This window comes from uncultured Gilliamella sp., assembly GCA_945271295.1.
GTDB lineage: Bacteria > Pseudomonadota > Gammaproteobacteria > Enterobacterales > Orbaceae > Gilliamella.
On sequence record CALYPG010000004.1, the window covers coordinates 24,290 to 46,807 of the forward strand.

The 22,518-nt window shown below is 32.0% G+C and carries 21 protein-coding genes and 1 tRNA gene; 16 read left to right on the forward strand and 6 right to left on the reverse strand.

What is annotated here, in order from left to right; genetic code table 11:
- Positions 1-178: 178 nt before the first annotated feature.
- The 4 genes from Q0K76_RS03540 (at position 179) to yegQ (ending at position 4,372) form a co-directional block, all read left to right on the forward strand.
- Positions 179-1,099 carry a hypothetical protein gene (locus tag Q0K76_RS03540; RefSeq protein ID WP_294611415.1) on the forward strand — a complete coding sequence of 307 codons (921 nt, stop codon included), beginning with the start codon at positions 179-181 and terminating at the stop codon, positions 1,097-1,099.
- Positions 1,100-1,460: 361 nt separating this feature from the next.
- Positions 1,461-2,360, forward strand: coding sequence for an endonuclease/exonuclease/phosphatase family protein (locus Q0K76_RS03545; protein ID WP_294611418.1), 900 nt, complete (start codon positions 1,461-1,463; stop codon positions 2,358-2,360).
- Positions 2,361-2,633: 273 nt separating this feature from the next.
- Positions 2,634-2,825: a hypothetical protein gene (locus Q0K76_RS03550; RefSeq protein WP_294611421.1), complete on the forward strand. Its 192-nt coding sequence runs from the start codon at positions 2,634-2,636 to the stop codon at positions 2,823-2,825.
- Between the two features lie 209 nt (positions 2,826-3,034).
- The gene (gene yegQ / locus Q0K76_RS03555) at positions 3,035-4,372 is read left to right on the forward strand and encodes a tRNA 5-hydroxyuridine modification protein YegQ (RefSeq protein WP_294611757.1); all 1,338 of its coding nucleotides are present in this window, start codon (positions 3,035-3,037) and stop codon (positions 4,370-4,372) included.
- A gap of 49 nt (positions 4,373-4,421) precedes the next feature.
- Here yegQ and proA read toward each other — a convergent pair whose 3' ends face one another.
- From proA to gpt, 4 genes are read right to left on the reverse strand one after another with little or no spacing between them, the layout of a single operon-like run.
- Positions 4,422-5,675, reverse strand: a complete 1,254-nt coding sequence (gene proA / locus Q0K76_RS03560; RefSeq protein ID WP_294611424.1) for a glutamate-5-semialdehyde dehydrogenase — start codon at positions 5,673-5,675, stop codon at positions 4,422-4,424.
- A 27-nt stretch (positions 5,676-5,702) separates the two neighbouring features.
- Positions 5,703-6,812 carry a glutamate 5-kinase gene (gene proB / locus Q0K76_RS03565; protein ID WP_294611427.1) on the reverse strand — a complete coding sequence of 370 codons (1,110 nt, stop codon included), beginning with the start codon at positions 6,810-6,812 and terminating at the stop codon, positions 5,703-5,705.
- A gap of 9 nt (positions 6,813-6,821) precedes the next feature.
- Positions 6,822-8,087, reverse strand: coding sequence for an alpha/beta hydrolase (locus tag Q0K76_RS03570; protein WP_294611430.1), 1,266 nt, complete (start codon positions 8,085-8,087; stop codon positions 6,822-6,824).
- A 26-nt stretch (positions 8,088-8,113) separates the two neighbouring features.
- Positions 8,114-8,647 carry a xanthine phosphoribosyltransferase gene (gpt, locus tag Q0K76_RS03575; RefSeq protein ID WP_294611433.1) on the reverse strand — a complete coding sequence of 178 codons (534 nt, stop codon included), beginning with the start codon at positions 8,645-8,647 and terminating at the stop codon, positions 8,114-8,116.
- A 150-nt stretch (positions 8,648-8,797) separates the two neighbouring features.
- On the opposite strand from gpt, the gene Q0K76_RS03580 reads away from it, so the two are divergent.
- The 6 genes from Q0K76_RS03580 (at position 8,798) to serC (ending at position 16,778) form a co-directional block, all read left to right on the forward strand.
- On the forward strand, positions 8,798-10,261 hold the full coding sequence (locus Q0K76_RS03580) for an aminoacyl-histidine dipeptidase (protein ID WP_294611436.1): 1,464 nt from the start codon (positions 8,798-8,800) through the stop codon (positions 10,259-10,261).
- A 557-nt stretch (positions 10,262-10,818) separates the two neighbouring features.
- A complete protein-coding gene (gene argC, locus Q0K76_RS03585; protein WP_294611439.1) occupies positions 10,819-11,829 on the forward strand; it encodes an N-acetyl-gamma-glutamyl-phosphate reductase in 1,011 nt (336 codons plus the stop codon).
- An 11-nt stretch (positions 11,830-11,840) separates the two neighbouring features.
- Positions 11,841-12,620, forward strand: a complete 780-nt coding sequence (gene argB / locus Q0K76_RS03590) for an acetylglutamate kinase (RefSeq protein ID WP_294611441.1) — start codon at positions 11,841-11,843, stop codon at positions 12,618-12,620.
- A gap of 104 nt (positions 12,621-12,724) precedes the next feature.
- On the forward strand, positions 12,725-13,957 hold the full coding sequence (locus tag Q0K76_RS03595; RefSeq protein WP_294611443.1) for an argininosuccinate synthase: 1,233 nt from the start codon (positions 12,725-12,727) through the stop codon (positions 13,955-13,957).
- A gap of 214 nt (positions 13,958-14,171) precedes the next feature.
- Positions 14,172-15,548, forward strand: a complete 1,377-nt coding sequence (gene argH / locus Q0K76_RS03600) for an argininosuccinate lyase (protein WP_294611445.1) — start codon at positions 14,172-14,174, stop codon at positions 15,546-15,548.
- A 144-nt stretch (positions 15,549-15,692) separates the two neighbouring features.
- Complete coding sequence (serC, locus tag Q0K76_RS03605; RefSeq protein ID WP_294611448.1) at positions 15,693-16,778, forward strand: 3-phosphoserine/phosphohydroxythreonine transaminase; 1,086 nt, start codon at positions 15,693-15,695, stop codon at positions 16,776-16,778.
- Positions 16,779-16,833: 55 nt separating this feature from the next.
- On the opposite strand, the gene Q0K76_RS03610 is transcribed toward serC, so the two are convergent.
- A complete protein-coding gene (locus Q0K76_RS03610) occupies positions 16,834-17,193 on the reverse strand; it encodes a DUF4156 domain-containing protein (protein WP_294611451.1) in 360 nt (119 codons plus the stop codon).
- A 220-nt stretch (positions 17,194-17,413) separates the two neighbouring features.
- Between Q0K76_RS03610 and Q0K76_RS03615 the strand changes: the two genes are divergently transcribed.
- The 4 genes from Q0K76_RS03615 (at position 17,414) to Q0K76_RS03630 (ending at position 19,418) form a co-directional block, all read left to right on the forward strand.
- A tRNA-Ile gene (locus Q0K76_RS03615) sits at positions 17,414-17,490 on the forward strand.
- A 188-nt stretch (positions 17,491-17,678) separates the two neighbouring features.
- Positions 17,679-17,915, forward strand: coding sequence for an integrase arm-type DNA-binding domain-containing protein (locus Q0K76_RS03620; RefSeq protein WP_294611455.1), 237 nt, complete (start codon positions 17,679-17,681; stop codon positions 17,913-17,915).
- Between the two features lie 64 nt (positions 17,916-17,979).
- Positions 17,980-18,600 (forward strand): DUF3885 domain-containing protein, encoded by a 621-nt coding sequence (locus tag Q0K76_RS03625; protein ID WP_294611458.1) that lies wholly within the window; start codon positions 17,980-17,982, stop codon positions 18,598-18,600.
- A gap of 545 nt (positions 18,601-19,145) precedes the next feature.
- A complete protein-coding gene (locus Q0K76_RS03630) occupies positions 19,146-19,418 on the forward strand; it encodes an endonuclease (protein ID WP_294611461.1) in 273 nt (90 codons plus the stop codon).
- A 763-nt stretch (positions 19,419-20,181) separates the two neighbouring features.
- Here Q0K76_RS03630 and Q0K76_RS03635 read toward each other — a convergent pair.
- Positions 20,182-20,505 carry a YnfA family protein gene (locus tag Q0K76_RS03635; RefSeq protein WP_294611464.1) on the reverse strand — a complete coding sequence of 108 codons (324 nt, stop codon included), beginning with the start codon at positions 20,503-20,505 and terminating at the stop codon, positions 20,182-20,184.
- Between the two features lie 289 nt (positions 20,506-20,794).
- On the opposite strand from Q0K76_RS03635, the gene Q0K76_RS03640 reads away from it, so the two are divergent.
- On the forward strand, positions 20,795-21,274 hold the full coding sequence (locus Q0K76_RS03640) for a hypothetical protein (protein ID WP_294611467.1): 480 nt from the start codon (positions 20,795-20,797) through the stop codon (positions 21,272-21,274).
- Between the two features lie 277 nt (positions 21,275-21,551).
- Positions 21,552-22,373, forward strand: coding sequence for a DUF535 family protein (locus tag Q0K76_RS03645; RefSeq protein WP_294611470.1), 822 nt, complete (start codon positions 21,552-21,554; stop codon positions 22,371-22,373).
- Positions 22,374-22,518 lie beyond the last annotated feature (145 nt).

The following is a 22,518-nucleotide window of genomic DNA, read 5'->3' on the forward strand; positions in this document are numbered from 1 at the left end:
ATTATGACGTCAATATTCTAAGGGTATGAAAGCCATTAAATTACACTAGAGTGAATAGTATTTTTACCCCTCACTAAAAAAACAAAATCTAATTAAATCAATAAATAATAATTTAAGCATTTAACAAAAAGTGATACAATTTTAACTCTTTTAATTTTTATATATATAAATGAATGTGATGAAACAAATAAAATTTTTTCTTATTATTCTAATTAGTATACTAACTTTAGTTGCTTGTTCTAAACCTGATTCAGTTGAACATTGGATCGATAACCCGACCGATAAAGAGATAACGTTAAACATTGATGATAATCCATTAACTATACCCGCCAAATCAGGTATTAAATATAAAATTGGGTATGGTAAACATACGTTATCGTACAATAATGAATCAATTAACTTTGTAGTTAAACCTTCAAAACGAGAAGGCTTTATTAATCCCACTCAAAGTAATTATGTTTTTTACAAATTAATCTATATTGATAAATCCAATAAGATAGCCACCGACAGTTTTATTGATGGACTAGAAAAAGATATTCAATACAAAACACAAGTAATTGTAAATGGTGAATTGCAAGTAATAGAAGTTCCTTTTAAGGTAGTTAATGATTTATTTATTGAAAAAGATACCTATGCTTGGGATTATTTTCTTGATGAAGATTTGCCAACAACTATAACATTACGAGATAATGTTAAAGATATAAAAGCCAAATTATTTCGCGAAAGTGATTTCCTTAAATACATAAAGAAAGATGGTATTGATCAGCAAATTAGTTTTCCATCTAATCGCAAAAAATTCAATGAATTCCCGAAAACTATTATTCCTACAATTGATTTAGATACTATTAAGTGTCCTGAAGGCCGAGTCGATGTTGAAAAGAAAATAGCTGCTTGGAATAAGATATTTAATTTATCTGGTAGTGATTTTGCTGAAGAATATGATAATTTGACTTCAATAAAAAGTGCTGTAGCCGAAAGAGATTTAGAAAATAAATGTTATCAAGATTATAATGAAGATAAGAGTTATAAAGAAGCTATAGAGAAAATTCAGGAAACCTATACGCATAAATCATATTTGAATTTTTTTGTTATTGAATAATAAAATATTTATTTTTATATTTAGCTTATAGTATTTATTTTAAACTAATCTTGTAAAGGGCATAGTATCATTTAAATGATATTATGCCTTAATCATTGGAATACCAGTTATTAACCATTTAAGCTGCATCCATTTAATACAGTTGGCTATTTAACCAAATCACATAATTACAACCCCTCTAAATTTGTTTATTAATTAGGCGTTAAATTATATTTTTTAAATTATAAATTTTTTCCTACAGCACAGTATGTCAATAATATTCTTGACCCAAATCACATAAAAGCTAAAAAAATCTTTCCCAGAATTTAAATCAAGATAATACTTATTACAATGATATTAAAAATAACGAGAGGGAAATTTTATGAATAAAACAAAGCTAAAAATAGCAGCGGTTTTATGTGGTATGCTCTTAAGTACTTCCGCTTCTTTTGCATCAGTTGAAGATGCGAAAGATTTAAAAATTATTAGCTATAATGTTTATAATGGCATGAAATTAGATGAGTCAGAAGGGAAACAAAAATTTATTGAGTGGGCTAAAATGCAAGATGCCGATATTATTGCATGGCAAGAAATGAATTTTTTTACCCGAGAAAAACTTGAAAAATTTGCAGCAAGTTATGGCCATAAATTTGCTGTTTTATTAAAAGAGTCACCAGAAGATGCTGCTTTTTTCCCGGTTGCTATTACTTCTAAATACCCAATTGTCAATGTTAATAAAGTGGTCGACAATTTATGGCATGGTGCTTTATATGCAGATATTGGCAACTATCATTTTATTGTTACACATATGAATCCGTTTTGGACAGCCAAAAGAATTGATGAGATTAATTTACTCATTGATTCGATAAAATATAGTCGCGATCCAGCTGGTAAATGGATTATCGCTGGTGATTTAAATTCATTCTCACCAGCAGATAAAAATGATTATGATAAAAGTAATCTTCTTAATGATATAAAAGAAAAAGAGAAAAAAAGACCAATTCTGGAAAATTTGGTTGACGGTAAATTAAGTTACACGGTTCAACAAAACCTTATTGATGCGGGTTTTATTGATGCGTTAAAATTTAAACACCAACAATTCATCGCGACAGCACCAACCAAAGTGTTTTATGATCAAGCTTCTACACCGTTACGTTATGATTATATTTATGTTTCACCTATGCTTAAAAATAACATAATTGATGTAACAGTATTAAAAGATGATTTTACGGATAAATATTCAGATCATTATCCAGTTCAGATGATAATAAAAAATCAGTAATGAGTTAAAATTTCAAGCCTGTTGTCAGAACATGGTTTGAAATTTTCATCATTTTAAAAATCTATGGACTATAAATAATATTAATTATGATATATATCGCAATTAATAGTCATTATTTATTTTAGCATTTATTAGATTGATAAAAGTTTGTCATTTATCAACATTTTGTAAGTAATGTTATTTAATACGGAAATTCATTGTTTAAATTAAGTTATCATGATTAAAATCAAATCGTTGAGCCACTAATTCAATTCAATTATAGTAGAATTTATTATGAGCTATTTTAATTATCATGCTAAAGCAAAAAAATTAATTAAAGATGGTTTACTCCTTAGATATGAATTTGTGGATAATTGGAATGGTATTAAGCCAGCATTGGTTTTATATTTTAAAGATGCTAAGCCGATGCCAATTAGAGAATATCGTTGGGATGAATATTTGTCGTTAATTAATAATGAAAATTAATTTTCAATGGAATTTTTATAATATTACTAAAAAGTATTATGTGATGGCTTAAGTTTAAAATTAATTTATTTTAAGCTTAAGATATTAATCACAGTACCGAATAAATTTGCCAACACTTACGCTAAAGCGTAAAATGCCCATCCTATTTTTGCTTAATCTATTACCTATAGGTAATACTGACTTGAAATCAGAGGCATTTTTAAATGACAATGTTATATCAAAAACCAGAGTTACTTTCCCCTGCTGGTTCTCTTAAAAATATGCGTTATGCGTTTGCTTATGGCGCCGATGCCGTTTATGCCGGTCAACCACGTTATAGTTTACGTGTTCGAAATAATGAATTTAATCATGAAAACTTAGCCATTGGTATTAATGAAGCTCATGCGCAAGGCAAAAAATTCTATGTCGTGGTAAATATTGCACCTCATAACTCTAAATTAAAAACCTTTATTCGTGATTTAGAACCGATTGTCAATATGAAACCTGATGCATTTATCATGTCCGATCCAGGATTAATTATGTTAGTACGCGAACATTTTCCTGAAATGGAAATTCATTTATCAGTACAATCTAATGCAGTCAATTGGGCTACTGTTGAATTTTGGCATAAAGTAGGATTAACTCGGGTTGTGCTATCTCGTGAATTGTCATTGGAAGAAATTGCTGAAATTCGTGAAAAAGTACCGCAAATGGAATTAGAAGTATTTATTCATGGTGCACTTTGTATGGCTTATTCGGGAAGATGTTTACTTTCTGGTTACATTAATAAGCGAGACTCAAATCAAGGAACTTGCACTAATGCTTGCCGGTGGGAGTATAAAGTGTCTGAAGGAAAGGAAGACGAAGTAGGGCAAATTGTTCATAAATGTGAACCCATCCCAGTACAACAAGTTGAACCAACATTAGGGATTGGCCAAACTACTGATAAGTTATTTATGCTAGAAGAGTCTGGACGACCAGGCGAATACATGCAAGCTTTTGAAGATGAACATGGTACTTATATTATGAATTCAAAAGATTTAAGGGCTGTTGAGCTAGTTGGGGATTTAACCAAAATAGGGGTTCATTCTTTAAAAATTGAAGGTCGAACTAAATCATTTTATTATTGTGCGAGAACTGCACAAGTATATCGCCAAGCTATTGATGCTGCTAGTGAAGGTAAACCATTTGATCCTAATTTACTTGCAGAACTTGATTCGTTAGCTCACCGTGGTTATACCGAAGGTTTTTTGCGTCGCCATAAACATGAAGATATGCAAAACTATGTGCATAGTCATTCGGTATCAGATCGACAGCAGTTTGTCGGTGAGTTCAGTGGTGAACGATTAAATGGACTAGCTGAAATAATTGTTAAAAATAAATTTTCAGTCGGTGATAATGTAGAAATGATGACACCAAAAGGAAATAAAACGTTTATAATTGATCGAATGGAAAATAAAAAAGGTCAACCTGTACCTGCAGGGTTAGGGGATGGACATATTGTCTATATTCCAATACCTGAAAATATTGACTTGAATTATGCATTACTTATGCGTAATTTTGAGTAATTATTTATTCCTAACTGTTCGTAATTTGCGAACAGTTAATTTAGAACATTTATTTGCGAATTAAATCATCACCAAAACCAACCCATTTATAGGTGGTTAAAGCCTCTAATCCCATTGGCCCTCGAACATGTAATTTTTGAGTACTCACTGCAACTTCTGCTCCTAAGCCAAATTGCCCTCCATCGGTAAAACGTGTTGAAGCATTAACATAAACAGCCGCTGAATCGACTAAATTAACGAATTTTTCAGCATTAGCAAGACTTCTTGTTAAAATTGCTTCTGAATGATTACTACCATATTCACGAATATGATCAACGGCATGCTCGAGTGAATCAACAATGACTACATTCAAATCTTTCGAAAGCCATTCTTGACGAAGTTCATCATCTTCCACGCGAAAAACATTAGCTGCACTTGATTCTAAGATTGCAAATGATCGTTGATCAGCATGCAGAATAACACCACTATCAGCCATTATTTGACTTAATTTGGGTAAAAAAGTGTTGGCAATTTTTGTATGTACGAGTAAGGTTTCCACCGTATTACAGGTACTTGGGCGCTGTGTTTTAGCGTTGACAATAATTGGAAAAGCACTATCAAAATCCATGCTTTCATCCATAAAAATATGACAGACGCCAATTCCACCTGTTATTACAGGAATGGTTGAGTGTTCGCGGCATAGTTTATGTAAAGCCGAACCACCACGTGGAATAATCATATCAACATATTTATCAAGCTTGAGTAATTCATTAATATATTTTCGGTCTGGATTATCAATATATTGTATAGCAAATTCTGGTAATCCTACTTGTGCCAATGCTTGTTGAATAATAGCAATCATGGCTGCATTGGTGTGAATAGTTTCTTTACCTCCTCGTAAAATTGCTACATTACCAGTTTTTAAACAAAGTGCAGCAATATCAATGGTGACATTTGGGCGAGCTTCATAAATTACGCCAATTACGCCTAATGGTATTCTGTGACGTTGTAACTTTAAACCATTATCTAAAATAGCACCATCGATAATTTTACCAATAGGATCGGTTAAATTAACGACTTTACGCACATCATTAGCAATATCTGTAAGTCTATCAGATGTAAGTAATAGGCGATCTAAAATAGCTGCACTTAAACCTTGTGCTTTAGCTGCTATAATATCTTTTTCATTGGCTGTTAATATTAATGAGCATTGCTTTTCCAGTAAATCGGCGATAACTGTTAAAACCTGATTTTTGGTTGAAGTAGGGCAGTGGGCTAATTGATATGAGGCTTGTTTTGCTGCTTTACCCATTTGTTCTAACATAATAGTCACCGTTAAATTATATTTTAGCTAATTAACAATCATATCATTACGATGAACGGCTACCGAGCCATATTCGTAACCAATAATCTGACTAATCTCTTGTGAGTGGTGTCCAGCAATTTGCCTTAAAGCATCACTATTATAACGGCTTACACCACGAGCAATTTTCTTCCCGGATTTATCATAAATATCGATGACTTCTCCTCGGCAAAAATTCAGCTCAACTTTGATAATCCCTTTTGGTAATAATGAACTTCCGTTATTTAAAATAGCATTAACTGCTCCATCATCTAAATATACCTTGCCAGCATTTGGTGCACCAAATAACCAATGTTTACGATGTTCTAAAGGCGTTTTTTGTGGTAAAAAACGGGTACCAATAGGTTGGTTATTGACTATATCAATAAGAACATTTGCTTTATTTCCAGCAGCAATAATAACTTCAATGCCTGCGCTACCAGCCACCTCGGCTGCTTGCAGTTTGGTACTCATACCACCAGTACCAAGTCCAGAAACACTATCACCAGCAATATTTCGCAAATTATCATCAATATGGTCGATTTGTTGAATTAACTTAGCATTAGGTTCTTTTTTGGGATCAGCGGTATAAAGTCCATCTAAATCAGTTAATAAAATTAATTTATCTGCCTCAGCTAAAATTGCTGTAAGTGCTGATAAATTATCATTGTCACCCACTTTAATTTCTGCGGTAGCAACTGCATCATTTTCATTTATAACTGGAACAATATTATTATCTAACATTGCTTTAAGTACATCTTGGGCATTTAAGAATCTTTCTCGATCTTCGAGATCTGCTCGGGTTAATAACATTTGTCCAATGTAGATTTTATAAATTGAAAAAAGTTGTTCCCACAGTTGTATCAATTTGCTTTGCCCAACAGATGCTAGCAATTGTTTGGAAGCAACTGTTTTAGGAAGAATGGGAAAATTAAGATATTCACGCCCAGCAGCTATTGCACCGGACGTGACAATAATAATTTTGTGTCCATTTTGATGTAACACAGAGCATTGTCGAATAAGTTCAACTATTTGCGCACGATCTAACTGTTTTGTCCCACTAGTTAAAACGCTGGTACCTAATTTAACAACGACAATTTGTTGTTTTTTATTAGTCATAACATCTTCTTATAAAATCGAAATCATCCATTTTACCGATTGTTCTAAGGCATTTTGCAAGTTAACTTGTAATGGTGATTTTGGTATAATAATAAGTTTATTTTGTTTTAAAGAATGGATTAATTTGGCTTCATTAAATGTGCTTAGTCTATCATCTTCAAAAATTACATTCATTACCGGAACAACACAAGAATGAGTTAGAATACCTTGATTTTTCAATGAAAAATAATTTAACTCAGCAATTAATTGTTGATTGGAGATAGCAGGTAATCCCAAACGACTAGCAAATATATCCTTATAAACATTAGGTAAATATTTTTGTCGTATTTGGTCAATAAAAATATAATGAATTAGCGGCATAAAATTAAACAAGCCTTTTACTTTATTTGGCATTAATTGCGCTAAACGTGTTGCAATATGTGAGCCAAATCGGAAGCCAGCTAAAATTACACGACTATCATCAACCCAAGGAATTGTTGGCAGTTGTTCTAGTATTGCTTGGTGAATTAAGCTACTATTTTGTGTCAGATCAAAACCTCGACTGTAACCTACAGAAGGTATATCAACAGTTAGCATTGCTATACCATTTTGTGCCAAATATTCACTAAAATAACGATAAAAATCAATTTGCAAATTACTAAGTCCACAGCACATTATAACTACTGGGCAAGCACCTTCAGTTTGTGGTAAATGTAAGATTGATTTCACATTTTGATTTTGAACTTTAAACTCAAGCTCTTTAATTGTGAAAGGTGAATAACTAAGTGCTTTAAAATAATTTTGATATGCACAAGTTTGTGCATATAAAGCTAATTCATCATTTTTGAAATGAGGATAGCTAGCAATACTACAATATTCACTAGCAATCAAATAATAGTTACAGACTTTTTTTTTGTCTTCGTCAGTAATATCAGCTTTGTCTATTGATTCCGCTTTAGCTTGCCACTCGGCGGCTTGATTTAAAAACTCATAAATCCAATTACCAGGTTGGTAACCTGCTACTGAATCTAACCACTTATTATTTGAATGTTGTTTAATTGATACAGCAATTTTGGATAATACCGCTTCAACTTCTAATGTTGGCAATCCACGCCAATACCACAAAATTGGTGTAACTATACGGTACCAACAAGAGTCAAAATCACTGTCATAATTGTTTATATTACTATCTGTTTTATTATTTTCAGCATCAATACGATTAATTAATGTTGATGTCTCCGGATAATCATATTGTGGTTTGAATATTTGTTCAGACAGATTTTCAGTGGATGTCATAGAAACCTTTCTTTCCTTAAAATTTCTTATTTATAATCACTTACAGGTTTAACAAAAACTACTCCTGTATCCCATGGTTGTTCAATCCAAGTGTCTTGTGCGATATCAATAATATAATCATCAACCAATGGTTTTCCTGCTGGTTTAGCAAAAATAGTCACAAAATGTGCTTTAGGATACATATCACGAATAGTATGCGCAGTACTACCTGTATCAACTAAATCATCTATGACTATAAAACCTTCACCATCACCATTTGCTTGTTTTAATACTATTTTTTCACGTTGATGATCATGATCATAACTTGAGATACAAACTGTATCGACATAACGTATACTTAACTCACGAGCTAAAATGGCAGCCGGAACTAATCCACCACGACTTACAGCTATAATACCTTTCCATTGATTGGCGGGTAATAAGCGTTTTGAAAGTTCCCGTCCATAAGCTTGTAACATTTCCCAAGTGACAGTAAATTTTTTCTTTTCTGCAATAAGTTCTGCTTTATGTTGTTTTTTGGCTTTAATTTCTTGTTCAGATAATGTTTGTTCTATTGACATGTGTGACCTGCAATTTTAATCGAATGTGCTAATATAATAAAGTAATATTAATGGACTAAAAATAGATGTAAAATTGCACCTTATTATAAACTGATTAGACAAAAAAAACTACTCATTAATTGATAACGCACTTAATATTGAGGTTATATTATGCTTTCAACACTAAAACCAAAATTTGTTTGGCAGATTTTTAACGATATTTGTAAAATTCCACATCCTTCGCATCATGAACAAATGATAACTAAATATATCGTTGATTTTGCAAATTCTCATAGTATTGATTGCAAAATTGACAAAGTTGGTAATATTTTATTATCTAAATCTGCAACTAAAGAGATGGATGATTGTCCATCCATTGCTTTACAAGCTCACATGGATATGGTTCCTCAAAAAAATGAAGGAACGGAACATGATTTTTTATTTGATCCTATTCAAGCCTATGTGGATGGTGAATGGGTGAAAGCCAAAGGTACAACACTTGGTGCAGATAATGGCATCGGCTTAGCATCAGCGTTAGCGATACTTGTTGATCCAGCAGTAGAACATGGACCGATTGAAGTTTTAGTTACTGTTTCAGAAGAGACAGGTATGTTAGGTGCTTTTGGTTTGCAACCAAATTGGCTGACAAGTAAATATTTGATCAATACCGACTCTGAAGATGAAGGTGAAATTTTTACTGGTTGTGCTGGTGGGGTTGATTTTAGCTCCTCATTTCCTGTTACTTATACAGTAATGCCAGAAAAGCATGACTGCTATTTGAAAATTTCGCTTAAGGGTTTAAAAGGTGGGCATTCTGGTTGTGACATCCATCTTGGTCGTGGTAATGCGATTAAACTAATGACTCGACTTTTAGCTGAATATCTACAAGATATTTCATTTAGATTAGCTAATATTAATGGTGGATCGTTAAGAAATGCGATTCCTCGAGAAGCTTTTGCTGAAATCTCATTAAATAAAGAAGATTTACCTAAATTAAAATCTATTATTAATCAGTATAAAGATATATTAAACAATGAATTGAAACATGTAGAACCGAATATAGATATCACTTTATCTGAAGTTGAACCTAATAAAATTAAACGTGTATTAACGGCCGAAAACCAAAATAAAATCATCAATTGGCTACACACAGCTCCAAATGGTGTAGTTCGTATGAGTGATCAGATCCATGGCGTGGTTGAAACATCACTTAATTTAGGAATTGTAAATATTAAAGAAAACCAAATAATTGCTAATTTTTTGATTCGCTCACAAATTGATAGTGCCAAAGATGCGGTTGTTTCTTCACTTATTTCACACAGTCAGTTAATCAATGCTAATTACGAAATAAGTGGTGGTTATTCGGGTTGGGAACCTAATTTAGCATCAAATCTTTTAGAACTAGCTAAAGATAAATATTACGAAATATTTTCAGAACATCCCAAAATTATGGTGATTCATGCTGGTCTTGAATGTGGAATATTTAAAAAAGCTTATCCAGAAATGGATATGATTTCAATCGGACCAACTATTGTTTCTCCTCATTCACCGGATGAAAAAGTAAATATCACAAGTGTATATCGTTATTGGGAGCTACTTATTGCAATACTAAAATCAGCGAAACATCTGAAATAAATGCTTTTGAAAATTATCTTTCAATTTACTCCGAAAGAAGAAAAGCGCTTTTGGAAAGATTAACAATATCAAAATCAGATATAGGAAAGGGAGCAAGTAAGTACCCAAAATCTGTAGGTCGCTATTAAGTTCGGATAAAATTAAACGGTATAGACTCCTGAATTATTTTTACATAAAAAGCACACCTACAGAAAAACTAAACATTTCTTTAGGAATAGATTGAAAGTAATTGGATAAATAGCGCTCTGATGGGTGAATCATCAGAGCAAATGAATTTATAAAATAGGTTTATTATGAGCATTGAAGATGTTAAGGAAACTAAAATAGATCTTGAACAATCTTATAAAAGAGTTTCAAATTGAGCAGTCAAATTAATTATTATCATTAGATAAATTAATTGAGATGTTTTTACCTAAGAGCTAATTATATAAAACAAATCAAAATTAAAATGAAAATAAATTCAAAAAAAGTGAATAAAAATTCATTTTGATATTGAATTAATCAAATAAATCACCTACTATATACCTATTATTCTATAAAAATATACGGAAATAGTTATGTTAAAAGCAATGGTTGTTGGAGCGAGTGGTTATGCGGGCGCTAAATTAGCTTATTATTTACAAAAACATCCACATATCGAACTTACCACTTTAACAGTATCCGCAAATAGCCAAGATGCGGGTAAACTAATATCAGATTATGATTTATATCCACAATTGAAAGGCGTTGTTGATTTACCACTTATTGCAACCAACGATTATTCAGATCTTGTTAAGAATACAGATATTGTTTTTTTAGCAACCGAACATTCAGTTAGTCATAATATTGCGCCATATTTTTTAGAGCATGGTTGTACTGTTTTTGATTTGTCTGGCGCTTTTCGAGTTAATTCTCCTTCATTTTATACAGATTTTTATGATTTTACTCATCAACATCAACAATGGTTAGATAAAGCTGTTTATGGTCTAGCTGAATGGAATTTTAATCAAATTAAGCAAGCACAACTTATCGCCGTTCCTGGTTGTTATCCAACTGCCTCACAATTACCATTGAAACCATTAATTGCAGAAGGGTTATTAGATACCACTCAATGGCCGGTTATTAATGCCATAAGTGGAGTTAGTGGTGCAGGGCGTAAGGCTTCACTTAAAAATCATTTTTGTGAGGTTAGTGTGCATGCATATGGTTTATTTACTCACAGACATCAACCTGAGATAGCCAATCATTTAGGACAAGAAGTTATTTTCACGCCTCATTTAGGTAGTTTTAAACAAGGTATTCATGCCACGATTACTTGTCGGGTTAAAGAGGGCGTCAAGGCAGATGATATTGTTGATGCATTGAATAAATATTACCAAAATAAACCTTTAGTCAGAGTTTATCAAAAAGATTGGCCAGCATTAAAATCTGTCATAGGTTTACCTTATTGTGATATAGGTTATGTGCTTAAAGGGCGACATTTAATACTAATTTCAGTTATAGATAATTTATTAAAAGGTGCAGCAGCACAAGCCGTACAATGTATGAACATCCGATTTGGTTACGATGAAACGACAGCATTACTGTAAAGGAAATAAAGATGAGACCATTAATTATTAAACTTGGCGGTGCATTACTCGATAATAAAGAAGATTTAACAAAGTTGTTTGTTGTTATTAGTAAATATAAAAAGAACTATCAACGGCCTCTAGTTATTGTTCATGGTGGGGGTAGCATGGTTGATGCTTTAATGGATCGATTATCATTACCAGTAGTAAGACGAAATGGATTGAGAGTGACTCCTGCCGATCAAATAGATGTAATTGTTGGTAGTCTTGCAGGTAGTTCAAACACTAAATTATTATCCGAAACCAAAAAACAAAATATAGCCAGTGTTGGACTTTGTTTAGCTGATGGCAATAGTGTGAAAGTTAAACAAATTTCTGAAGAATTAGGATATGTTGGAGAAGCTAAAGTTGGCGATCCAACCTTAATCAACTTATTGCTTAACGCCAATTATTTGCCAATTATAAGTTCAATCGGTATTACCGAGGAAGGACAAATGATGAACGTTAATGCTGATCATGCTGCTGTTGCATTAGCAAAAACGTTAGATGCTGATCTAATTTTATTATCAGATGTTATTGGTGTATTAAATGCCGATAAACAATTGATAGAATCTTTGACTGAATCGCAAGCAGATCAACTAATTGCTGACGGTATCATTACTGATGGCATGATAGTTAAAGTAAAATCAGCTTTTGAAGCCGCAACAACACTAGGACATTCTATAGATATTGCTAGTTGGAAAGCGGCAGATAAACTACCTGATTTATTTAATGGGAAATCAGGAATAACAGGTACAAGAATTATTGCTTAATGACAAGTCCGTTAGTATAGTAAACTGGCTATTTTATTTACTTTAGTTAATAAAACGTCTTTAACACATTTATATATAATAAGTTAATTAAGAAAGGGTATAACATGAAAAAGAGTGGAACAAAAAAAGTGGTTTTAGCTTATTCAGGTGGCTTAGATACATCAGCTATTATTCCTTGGTTAAAAGAAAATTATGGTGGATGTGAAGTTTATGCTTTAGTGGCGAATGTAGGGCAAGATCCTAATGAATTAAAAGATGTAGAGAAAAAAGCCAAAGCATCCGGCGCTGTTGCATGCAAAGTTGTTGATTTACGAGAAGAATTTGTTAAAGATTATGTATACCCTGTTTTAAGAACTGGCGCTTTATATGAAGGAACATATTATCTTGGAACGTCTATGGCTCGTCCAATTATTGCCAAAGCACAAGTTGAATATGCTTTAGAAGTAGGAGCAGATACACTTTGTCATGGTGCAACCGGTAAAGGAAATGACCAAGTTCGTTTCGAAACTACCTACACCGCACTTGCCCCACAACTTAAAGTTATTGCCCCATGGCGGGAATGGGATTTACGTTCACGTGAAGCCTTAATTGATTACTTAAAAGTTCGTAACATTCCAACTACAGCAACTGTGGAAAAAATTTATAGTCGTGATGAAAATGCATGGCACATTTCAACTGAAGGTGGTGTACTTGAAAGTACCTGGAACCAAGCTAATGCTGATTGTTGGGCTTGGACTGTTTCACCTGAAGATGCACCTAATGAACCTGAGCTAGTAACTATTGGCATCGAAAAAGGTGAAGTAGTTTCCGTTAATGGCAAACAATTATCACCCTATAACTGCGTTGCTACCTTGAACAAAATTGGTGCTAAACATGGTGTTGGTCGGGTCGATATTATTGAAAACCGTCTTGTGGGTATCAAATCACGTGGTTGTTATGAAACGCCGGGTGGTACTATTATGATGACGGCTTTACGTGGTTTAGAACAATTAATTTTAGATCGTGACAGCTTCAAATGGCGTGAACAACTTGGCTTAGAGATGGCTTATGTTGTTTATGATGGACGTTGGTTTGCTCCATATCGTCGCTCATTACAAGCAGCAGCAGACGTATTAGCTGAAGATATGACCGGTGAAGTGGTGGTTAAACTTTATAAAGGCAATGCAACAGCAATACAGAAAAAATCACCTAATAGTCTATATAATGAAGAGTTTGCCACATTTGGCGAAGATGAAGTCTATGATCATAGCCATGCTGGTGGATTTATCCGATTATTCTCATTATCGTCACGTATTCGTGCATTAAATGAAGAAAAGAAAAAAAATCCAACTAAATAAGCTGACTCAAAAGCTAAAATAACAAAAACGGCAACTAAAAAGAAAAAATAGTGGTTAATATCGTTTTTTCAATAAAATAAAACAAACAATATATACAGGTAAAACTTGTATATATTGCTTTTACAATTATGGATTTAATTTAAATTACAATTATTTAAAACAATTTAATTAAATCACAAGCGTCTAATATAAGTTAAAAGTATTTGAGGTAGTTATGGCATTATGGGGTGGGCGTTTTAGTCAAGCAGCAGATCAACGATTTAAGCATTTTAATGATTCATTGTGCTTCGACTACCGTCTTGCTGAGCAAGATATCATCGGTTCTATTGCTTGGTCTAAAGCATTAGTCACTGTAAATGTGTTATCTCACGATGAACAGCAAAAATTAGAGCATGCTCTAAATGAATTATTAATTGCTGTTCAACAAGATCCAAAACAAATTTTGTTAAGTGATGCAGAAGATATTCATAGTTGGGTTGAGCAAAAACTGATTGAAAAAGTTGGTGATTTAGGTAAAAAATTGCACACCGGACGTAGTCGTAATGATCAATCAACAACAGATCTCAAATTATGGTGTAAAGATGAAATTACACAATTGATTAATATTATTCGTCATTTACGTCAAACTTTAGTTATTACCGCCGAACACCATCAAGATAGTATTATGCCTGGTTATACGCATTTACAAAGAGCTCAACCAATAACTTTTGCTCATTGGTGTCTTGCATATTATGAGATGTTAACCCGCGATGAAAACCGTTTACAAGATACGCTAAAACGTTTAGATGTTTGTCCTTTAGGTAGTGGAGCTCTAGCTGGTACGGCATATCCAATGGATCGAGACTTATTAGCAAATTGGCTTGATTTTTCATCAGCAACCAATAATAGTTTAGATGCGGTATCCGATCGTGATCACGTACTTGAACTCTTGAATAATGCTTCAATAGGTATGATTCATTTATCGCGTTTTGCTGAAGATTTGATTATCTTCAATAGTGGTGAAGCTAATTTTGTGGAACTATCTGATCGGGTTACTTCGGGTTCATCATTAATGCCACAAAAAAAGAATCCCGATGCTTTAGAACTTATTCGTGGTAAAGCAGGGCGGGTTATAGGCGCATTAACTGGCGCGCTTATTACTTTCAAGGGTTTGCCACTGGCTTATAATAAAGATTTGCAAGAAGATAAAGAGCATTTATTTGATGCGCTTGATACTTGGTCCGAATGTTTAGCGATGGCAGCATTAGTACTTGAAGATATCAAACTTAATAAAGATTCTTGTCAAGAAGCTGCCAAACAAGGTTATTCCAATGCAACTGAGTTAGCTGATTATTTAGTTGCCAAAGGGGTTCCATTTAGAGAAGCTCATCATATTGTGGGTGAAGTTGTTGTTAATGCAATTGCCAAACAAAAAGCGTTAGAAGAGCTAACTTTAGAAGAATTAAAAGTATTTAGTTCAGTTATTGATGATGATGTTTATTCAATTTTATCGTTAACTTCTTGTTTATCAAAGCGTTCAGCTAAAGGTGGTGTATCACCAGAGCAAGTAAAATCAGCTATAATAAAAGCTAAACAACAATTATCAATGTAATTCAATCTTTTTGCCGACAATAGTCGGCATTTTATGCTGAAACATATAGTTAACCTGAAACATTTTTACAAAAATGTGATTGTATATCTCATCAGACAGTGTAAAAATACAACATAATTTTTAAATGAATTAAAGAGAATTTTGATGAATAAATGTTACAACTTTAGTGCCGGTCCAGCTAAGTTACCTGCTGATGTATTAAAACAAGCGCAAGCTGAACTATTAGATTGGCAAAACACTGGTGCATCAGTTATGGAGTTAAGTCATAGAGGGAAAAATTTTGATGCCTGTGCCGTTGAAGCAACTAATAATCTTCGAGATATTCTTAACATACCCAACAATTACAAAATTCTATTTTGCCAGGGTGGGGCTAGAGCTCAATTTGCCGCTATTCCACTAAACATTTTAGGTGACAAAACAACTGCTGACTATATTAATAGTGGTTATTGGAGTTTATGCGCGGCAAAAGAAGCATCAAAATATTGTCACGTCACCCAGCAAGATGTAGTCGTTAAAAAGGATGGTTTGTCAGCAGTTAAACCTATGTCTGAATGGAATTTAAGTGAAGATAGTGCTTATGTTCATTATTGTCCAAATGAAACTATTGATGGTATTGAGATATTTGAACAACCCAATTTTGGTGATAAAACAGTGGTTGCTGATTTATCTTCATGTATTTTGTCACAACCTATAGATGTTAGTCTTTACGGAATTATTTATGCCGGTGCGCAAAAAAATATTGGACCGTCAGGTATTACCATTGTTATTGTTCGAGAAGATCTTATTGGTTATGCACAAAAAATATTACCTTCAGTTTTAGACTATAAAATCCTAATGGATCACGATTCTATGTTTAATACGCCACCTACATTTGCATGGTATATGTCAGGGTTAGTTTTTAAATGGATTAAAAATTTAGGCGGATTAGCTGCGATGCAACAACGCAATCAAGCTAAAGCTCAACGCTTGTATCAATACATCGATCAATCTGATTTTTATCATAATTCTGTTGCTAAAGTTAATCGCTCAATTATGAATGTCACTTTCCTTTCACCAAATGAAAATCTAGATAAACTATTTGTTAGTGAAGCAACTAAAGCTAATATAATAGGTATTAAAGGGCACCGAATTGCAGGTGGGATGAGGGCATCAATTTATAATGCAATGGATCTTGATGGTGTAAATTATTTAATTGATTTTATGAAACAATTTGAAAAACAAAATGGTTAATTAGGATAAATCTAAAAAAAGGGAAAATAATTTTCCCTTTTTATATAGCTAAAACTTATTTACAACGATAAACTTCACCAACCATAACTGCATCAGTTGGAGCCACATCAGAGAGGTATTTCACTGAAGCATCTTGTGCATCATAAATTACATTACCACCCATTGCTGCAGCGTTATTCAATAAATCATTTGCCGCATCACGAATGAGTTCACTATGGGTTTTTAACCCTGAAAATAAAGTACTGCGACGGCCTTCAGCTTTACCTAAAAGTTGGCAAGTCGCTGATGGTTTTGTATCAACAAATTGCACTTGTCGACCTGCTGATGTAAGTTCATACTTAGAGTTACTACAAGCATTCAAGAGTAGCGAAGTGGAGATGGCGACACTAATAAATAACAATTTTTTGATAGACATAATATTTCCTCAACCAATAAAACAACGAATAATTATTTAACTTAATCTATTGTAACAGGTTAATTCATTAAAAAATATCAGTTCTTAATAGAGATTAAAAACTAATTAATTCCAGTTTAATAAATAATCAAACCAACCTATTTTATTAATTAAGTATAGCAAATTCTAAATAACTCTATTATAATCGCAACCCTAGTAACACAGTAGCACTTCTCATAAAGGCCCCTTAGCTCAGTTGGTCAGAGCAGTCGACTCATAATCGATTGGTCACTGGTTCAAGTCCAGTAGGGGCCACCATTAAATGTTTTATCACCTTTCATCACTTTTCATTTTAGTAAATAAAATCATTTATTTATATAAAATAAAGCATGTTTATTGTTCATTTCCATTCGTGTTAATTTGGCTGTTATTACCGATTTTAGTAATATATTTAGTAATACAAATCATAGGTAATAAAAAATGTATTACTAAAAATGAGGTGATGCATGGCTAGAGTAGTAAAACCATTAACTGATAAACAAATTCAGTCATCTAAACCTCAAGTGAAACAATACCAATTGTCTGATGGTAAAGGTCTTTTTTTATTAATAAAGCCAACTGGTGCTAAATTATGGCGTTTTAATTATATAAATCCTAATTCTCAAAAAAGGACTGCGTTAGGTATTGGATCTTATCCTGAATTATCTTTAGCTATGGCAAGAAAGATTAAAGAAAGTTTATAGCTATCTGTATTATATGGCTATATTATGATGAATTATTCTTACTTTAACCTTTCGATAACAGATCATGACTTATAGAAATATCATTCATACATTGACAGAAACAAGAACATACCGGCATGCATTGTTCTATCAATTTCCTGGTGGGCTTCGATTCGAGTTGTCGAAAGACGGTAGTTCGCTTACTCAAATACTGACAGCCTTACGTAAAGCAACTATGATCTGTGAAGATGCCTTAGGTAAAGGGAACCCTTTCTTAGTTCATATGCAACAGTTTATATTCTCATCAGGTTTTGAACTACGCGACACTATACGTGAGCTTCGTCTTGCTGGAATTGAAATCCCAAAAATACGCGATGTTTGGTATGAAGAAGTTTATGAAAGCGACGAGTATGAGGATGGATTCTGGATAAATTGTGTATTTGAAATGCAGGCATTCTGTATGGAAAACCTGCTTTGGTGTGCTCTGGTGACAGACTTTCCATCCTTCCACCCGAATCCACATTGTCTGATTTATCTTGTGAATCCAGAGAAGAGCATTCTTATTCACCCATACGATGATAGAGGGCTAGATGTGATCTGCCGTAATTCCATGGAGCTAACAATACTTTATGAGAAATATAATGCCTGGTTACTTGATTACGACAAGGAAGTGATGGTTCAAACTTTCGAACAAAATAAATCTTAAAATATTTGGACTTTATTGCTCGTGTTAAGTTAATTCATCCTTTAGAAAAAGTGTTTCTGATTTAATTAAATCCCCATGCTGTAAATATGTATAAGGGGTTGTTAATAATGAATCATATGAGTATTATGATTGTAATGCAAATAAAAAAAGATATTTTCCCGGATAATCCAATGCAAGTTATAATGATTATAACTCCAGATAATTAATTATGATATTTCATTTAGTTTATATTATATGTTCTACCTTAGTTTATCTGGTTGCTTTATTTATTTGTAAACGGTATAAAGCGAAATTTATTCTGTTAATAACTCTCTTTATGCTATTTATTGCAGGAGCAATACAGGCTGGTATTTGGAAATATGGGACAATCTTTCTTCACTATTCAAAGATTATATTAAAAGATGAGTATGTAATTTTATACGCATCTATTATTTTTACTTTTGCATACATATATATTTTTTGGAAGATTGTAGATAAACTATTAAAAAATAATACATTATATTAATTCTTAAGTTAAAATATACAGAAATAGATGATGCTTATATTTGATTATTTTTACTCTTGAACACAATCAATATGGATCATGTAGTATTGCAGTTGATTTCAAGAACAGAAAATTTCAACCATCTATAGAAATTGAAGGTACAATAGCTCGTACCTATCTTTATATGGCTGATAAATATGGCATTACTTTATTAGAATCAGAAAAAAAATTAATGAAAGAATGGAATCAGCTTATTCTTCCAACCCAAAGAGAGTGCCGCCGTCACGGGCCGATAGAAAGACTTCAAGGTAATGAGAGAGAGGTGATTTTATAATTTGCAATCAGGAACAGTTTTTACTAATTCGTCACCAGATTCTTCTGAGACATGGGATTTGCTATTTTCTCTTATTATATTTTCATTTAACTTATAAATATTATTATCTTTAGTGATTTCCATTACGACTAAACTATTAGCAGAGTCTAATTTCCAATAACCAATGTATTTTTCATGGGATTTAGACTAAGACACTTGAAAAAATAGAGTAAATATTAGTATTAGCGTTGATTTTGTTAAATTGATTTTATTTATCATAATAATTTCCTTATAGATTTCTTATTATTAACAACAAAATTATCGTAATAGCGTATCATAAATTCCTGATATGTGAAATTTAGGGAAATACTAGCTTTAATCTTTTCAATTTACGAAGATTTTTCACCGTAAATACGGTTTTATTGTTCTATTATATAAACAGGTTCGAATTATTAATAGAAGGGGATGTGCATCCCACAATTAAATGTAAGATGTTAATATTAAATCGCAGTCCAACCGCCATCAAGTTAAAAGATGCTTAAATAACAGAAAAAATGATTTTTGTTCTGGAGATTCCAGAAAGTTGCAGAAAAGGCATGAATAATTCCTACAAGCTGTTCTTGTTGGATGTGTGGTAATCCAAGACGATACCTTAACGAATTAACTCCTCAAGAACATCGTGATATATTGAATTTTCAAAAAAGTCTAAATTAAAAAACTATTTGGTCAAGATAAAACTTAACAGCATTAATAATTAATGCGGAATATCTATCTAAAGGTAAATTTATGTTCTCCAGCCCAAAATAATAACTAAAGTCCCGAGTAGAATAATTATGGCACCGATTAAATCAAAAGTTGATAGTTTGACATGATCAACTAACCTAAGCCAAATAAGAGATGTAACAACATAAATACCACCATAAGTTGCATAGATCCTACCACTAGCTTCAGGGTGTAAAGTAAGCAGCCAAGCAAATAACATGAGGCATAATGCAGCCGGTATCAAAAAACACGCAGAAACTACTTTTTTAGCCCAGATATATACAAAATAACAACCCGAAATTTCAGCTAAAGCTGTAAGTATAAATAATCCAATGATTTTTATCATAATTAAATTAGGCTACCATTATTATTAATCTAAGATAGTTTACCATAAGCCATTCCTGTTCGGTTTGAACATTTATATAATAAACCAATTAATAATTTAGCTCTTGTGCATTTATCATAAAATTGAATAGATAATAAAAATGATATAATTAACTCGATTTCAGTGTAGACGAAAATCCTTTAACTGTATTGCATCTGTTATATTTCTATAAGGTATTTATATTTAACATGAAAATTTTTTATGATCCTATGTTAATATGAAATTAGTGAATTAAAAGGAAAATTAATTTATGTCAGCAAAAAAATATTCTGAAAAAGAAATAATTAATTTTATATTCAAAGATCGACATTTACTTTATGCGCACGGTTTTTTTTATGTATTTATGTTCATAATTTTTAGGATTTCCATGGGATTCGGCAGAGGCAGTTTTCAAAGCTATTCTGAAAATTTCGATCCTTTTATTATTATTTTTTTAGTTGCTACTCTATCCGTGCAAGTTATTTTATTTTTGTCGATGCTAATAAAACTGTTCACTAAACCAAATACTCACCAATTAACTTCTTTTCTTGGATTATTTATTGGTATTTTTATATGCTTTATTTGGTTTGGTATCTTGATGGCTTATTTTAATTACAATAGTTGGGGCTTAAAAGGGCTTGGTTTTATGTTATTATCATTTTTGCCATGTGTTTCAAGTATTGCTGGCTATATACTATTGCTCTTTATTAAAGTAATTAGAAGTAGTATTTATCTGTTAATCAACAAGTAGAATTGTATATCCATTCCTTGAATATATGTTGAGTCGCATTTTATTATACAAGCTATTTAAATTTATGCGGTTGGATTGTATAATTTATTAAAAAAATACATTAATAAATAGAGATATGTGCAAATTAAAGACCACATCTAATCATTGAGTGCATATGTTCCAAAAGTGATAAATTATAAACTCGAATTAATATTATATTTCGAGCTTTAGGAATTTATTAAAATCACCTTATAGACCTTTATTTTTTGTTGGTCTTACATTTAAGGAAATGTTTCAAGTGAAGTCACGTTTAACTCTGTTTTTTATAAAAATATCGCTAAACAAATCTAACTATTCAGATTTTAAGAAAAAATGTAAATTAAGTGCTTACCCATTAGCCTATGATAAGTTGGATATGCCTTATCCTATGGCTCAAAAATTATTTCATAAATATCTCAATGAAAAAATTTCATATAATAAAAAATTATCTATTCTAAATTCCCATATTGATTTTATTGATCAGAAAATAAATTCAAATGCAATTGACAAACTTTACTCTCCCATTCATCGTGGAGTTCTTCTGGCAGAAGTTGAAGGAAAAAACGAAACAAAAATATCGTTATATTTGACTTCTGCATTATACCCTAGGGAAGGTGATTTAAGAATCACTATGTATTTTGATGAACAACTTGTTTTTTCAGTTCATTTTACTATAACACTTTCTGGTGAGATTTATATTGCAGGGGTGCAAGGTCATACTAGTAATGAAGTTTTTAAAAAGTTAACCAAAGATTTTTTTGGTTTTAGGCCTAAAAATCTCATAATGGCTTTTATTTATGAAATAGCGTATTTTTTTAAAGTCGGAAATATATATGCTGTTAAAAATAAGGCTCATGTTAAATTAGGTAAGTTCGATTTTGACTATGATAACTTTTGGCAAGAACTTAATGGTGTATCTTACAATAAAGCATGGTTTAAATTACCATATAATCAACCATCAAAATCTATTGAAAATATTAAAAGCAGTAAAAGAAGTGAATTTAAGAAAAGAGAAACAATTCGTGAAAATATTAGTATTCAATGTCAAAAAAATCTTTCAAAAATAGTAAATCATCATTAATGTTGCAATATATTTAGTTGTATTTGCCTTCTTTTTTGTGGTGAGAATAAATCAGGTAATTAAATTTTAATACTAATTTAATTACTGCTTGCGTTAAATGAATTTGCTATAAGTTTTCATTACTTTTAATTTTTACAAACATTGG

Excerpts from the sequence above, each read along its gene's own strand:
- Q0K76_RS03540 (WP_294611415.1), top strand. The coding sequence starts at position 179 with ATGAAACAAATAAAATTTTTTCTTATTATTCTAATTAGTATACTAACT.
- Q0K76_RS03545 (WP_294611418.1), top strand. The coding sequence starts at position 1,461 with ATGAATAAAACAAAGCTAAAAATAGCAGCGGTTTTATGTGGTATGCTC.
- Q0K76_RS03550 (WP_294611421.1), top strand. The coding sequence starts at position 2,634 with ATGAGCTATTTTAATTATCATGCTAAAGCAAAAAAATTAATTAAAGAT.
- yegQ (WP_294611757.1), top strand. The coding sequence starts at position 3,035 with ATGTTATATCAAAAACCAGAGTTACTTTCCCCTGCTGGTTCTCTTAAA.
- proA (WP_294611424.1), bottom strand. The coding sequence starts at position 5,675 with ATGTTAGAACAAATGGGTAAAGCAGCAAAACAAGCCTCATATCAATTA.
- proB (WP_294611427.1), bottom strand. The coding sequence starts at position 6,812 with ATGACTAATAAAAAACAACAAATTGTCGTTGTTAAATTAGGTACCAGC.
- Q0K76_RS03570 (WP_294611430.1), bottom strand. The coding sequence starts at position 8,087 with ATGACATCCACTGAAAATCTGTCTGAACAAATATTCAAACCACAATAT.
- gpt (WP_294611433.1), bottom strand. The coding sequence starts at position 8,647 with ATGTCAATAGAACAAACATTATCTGAACAAGAAATTAAAGCCAAAAAA.
- Q0K76_RS03580 (WP_294611436.1), top strand. The coding sequence starts at position 8,798 with ATGCTTTCAACACTAAAACCAAAATTTGTTTGGCAGATTTTTAACGAT.
- argC (WP_294611439.1), top strand. The coding sequence starts at position 10,819 with ATGTTAAAAGCAATGGTTGTTGGAGCGAGTGGTTATGCGGGCGCTAAA.
- argB (WP_294611441.1), top strand. The coding sequence starts at position 11,841 with ATGAGACCATTAATTATTAAACTTGGCGGTGCATTACTCGATAATAAA.
- Q0K76_RS03595 (WP_294611443.1), top strand. The coding sequence starts at position 12,725 with ATGAAAAAGAGTGGAACAAAAAAAGTGGTTTTAGCTTATTCAGGTGGC.
- argH (WP_294611445.1), top strand. The coding sequence starts at position 14,172 with ATGGCATTATGGGGTGGGCGTTTTAGTCAAGCAGCAGATCAACGATTT.
- serC (WP_294611448.1), top strand. The coding sequence starts at position 15,693 with ATGAATAAATGTTACAACTTTAGTGCCGGTCCAGCTAAGTTACCTGCT.
- Q0K76_RS03610 (WP_294611451.1), bottom strand. The coding sequence starts at position 17,193 with ATGTCTATCAAAAAATTGTTATTTATTAGTGTCGCCATCTCCACTTCG.
- Q0K76_RS03620 (WP_294611455.1), top strand. The coding sequence starts at position 17,679 with ATGGCTAGAGTAGTAAAACCATTAACTGATAAACAAATTCAGTCATCT.
- Q0K76_RS03625 (WP_294611458.1), top strand. The coding sequence starts at position 17,980 with ATGACTTATAGAAATATCATTCATACATTGACAGAAACAAGAACATAC.
- Q0K76_RS03635 (WP_294611464.1), bottom strand. The coding sequence starts at position 20,505 with ATGATAAAAATCATTGGATTATTTATACTTACAGCTTTAGCTGAAATT.
- Q0K76_RS03640 (WP_294611467.1), top strand. The coding sequence starts at position 20,795 with ATGTCAGCAAAAAAATATTCTGAAAAAGAAATAATTAATTTTATATTC.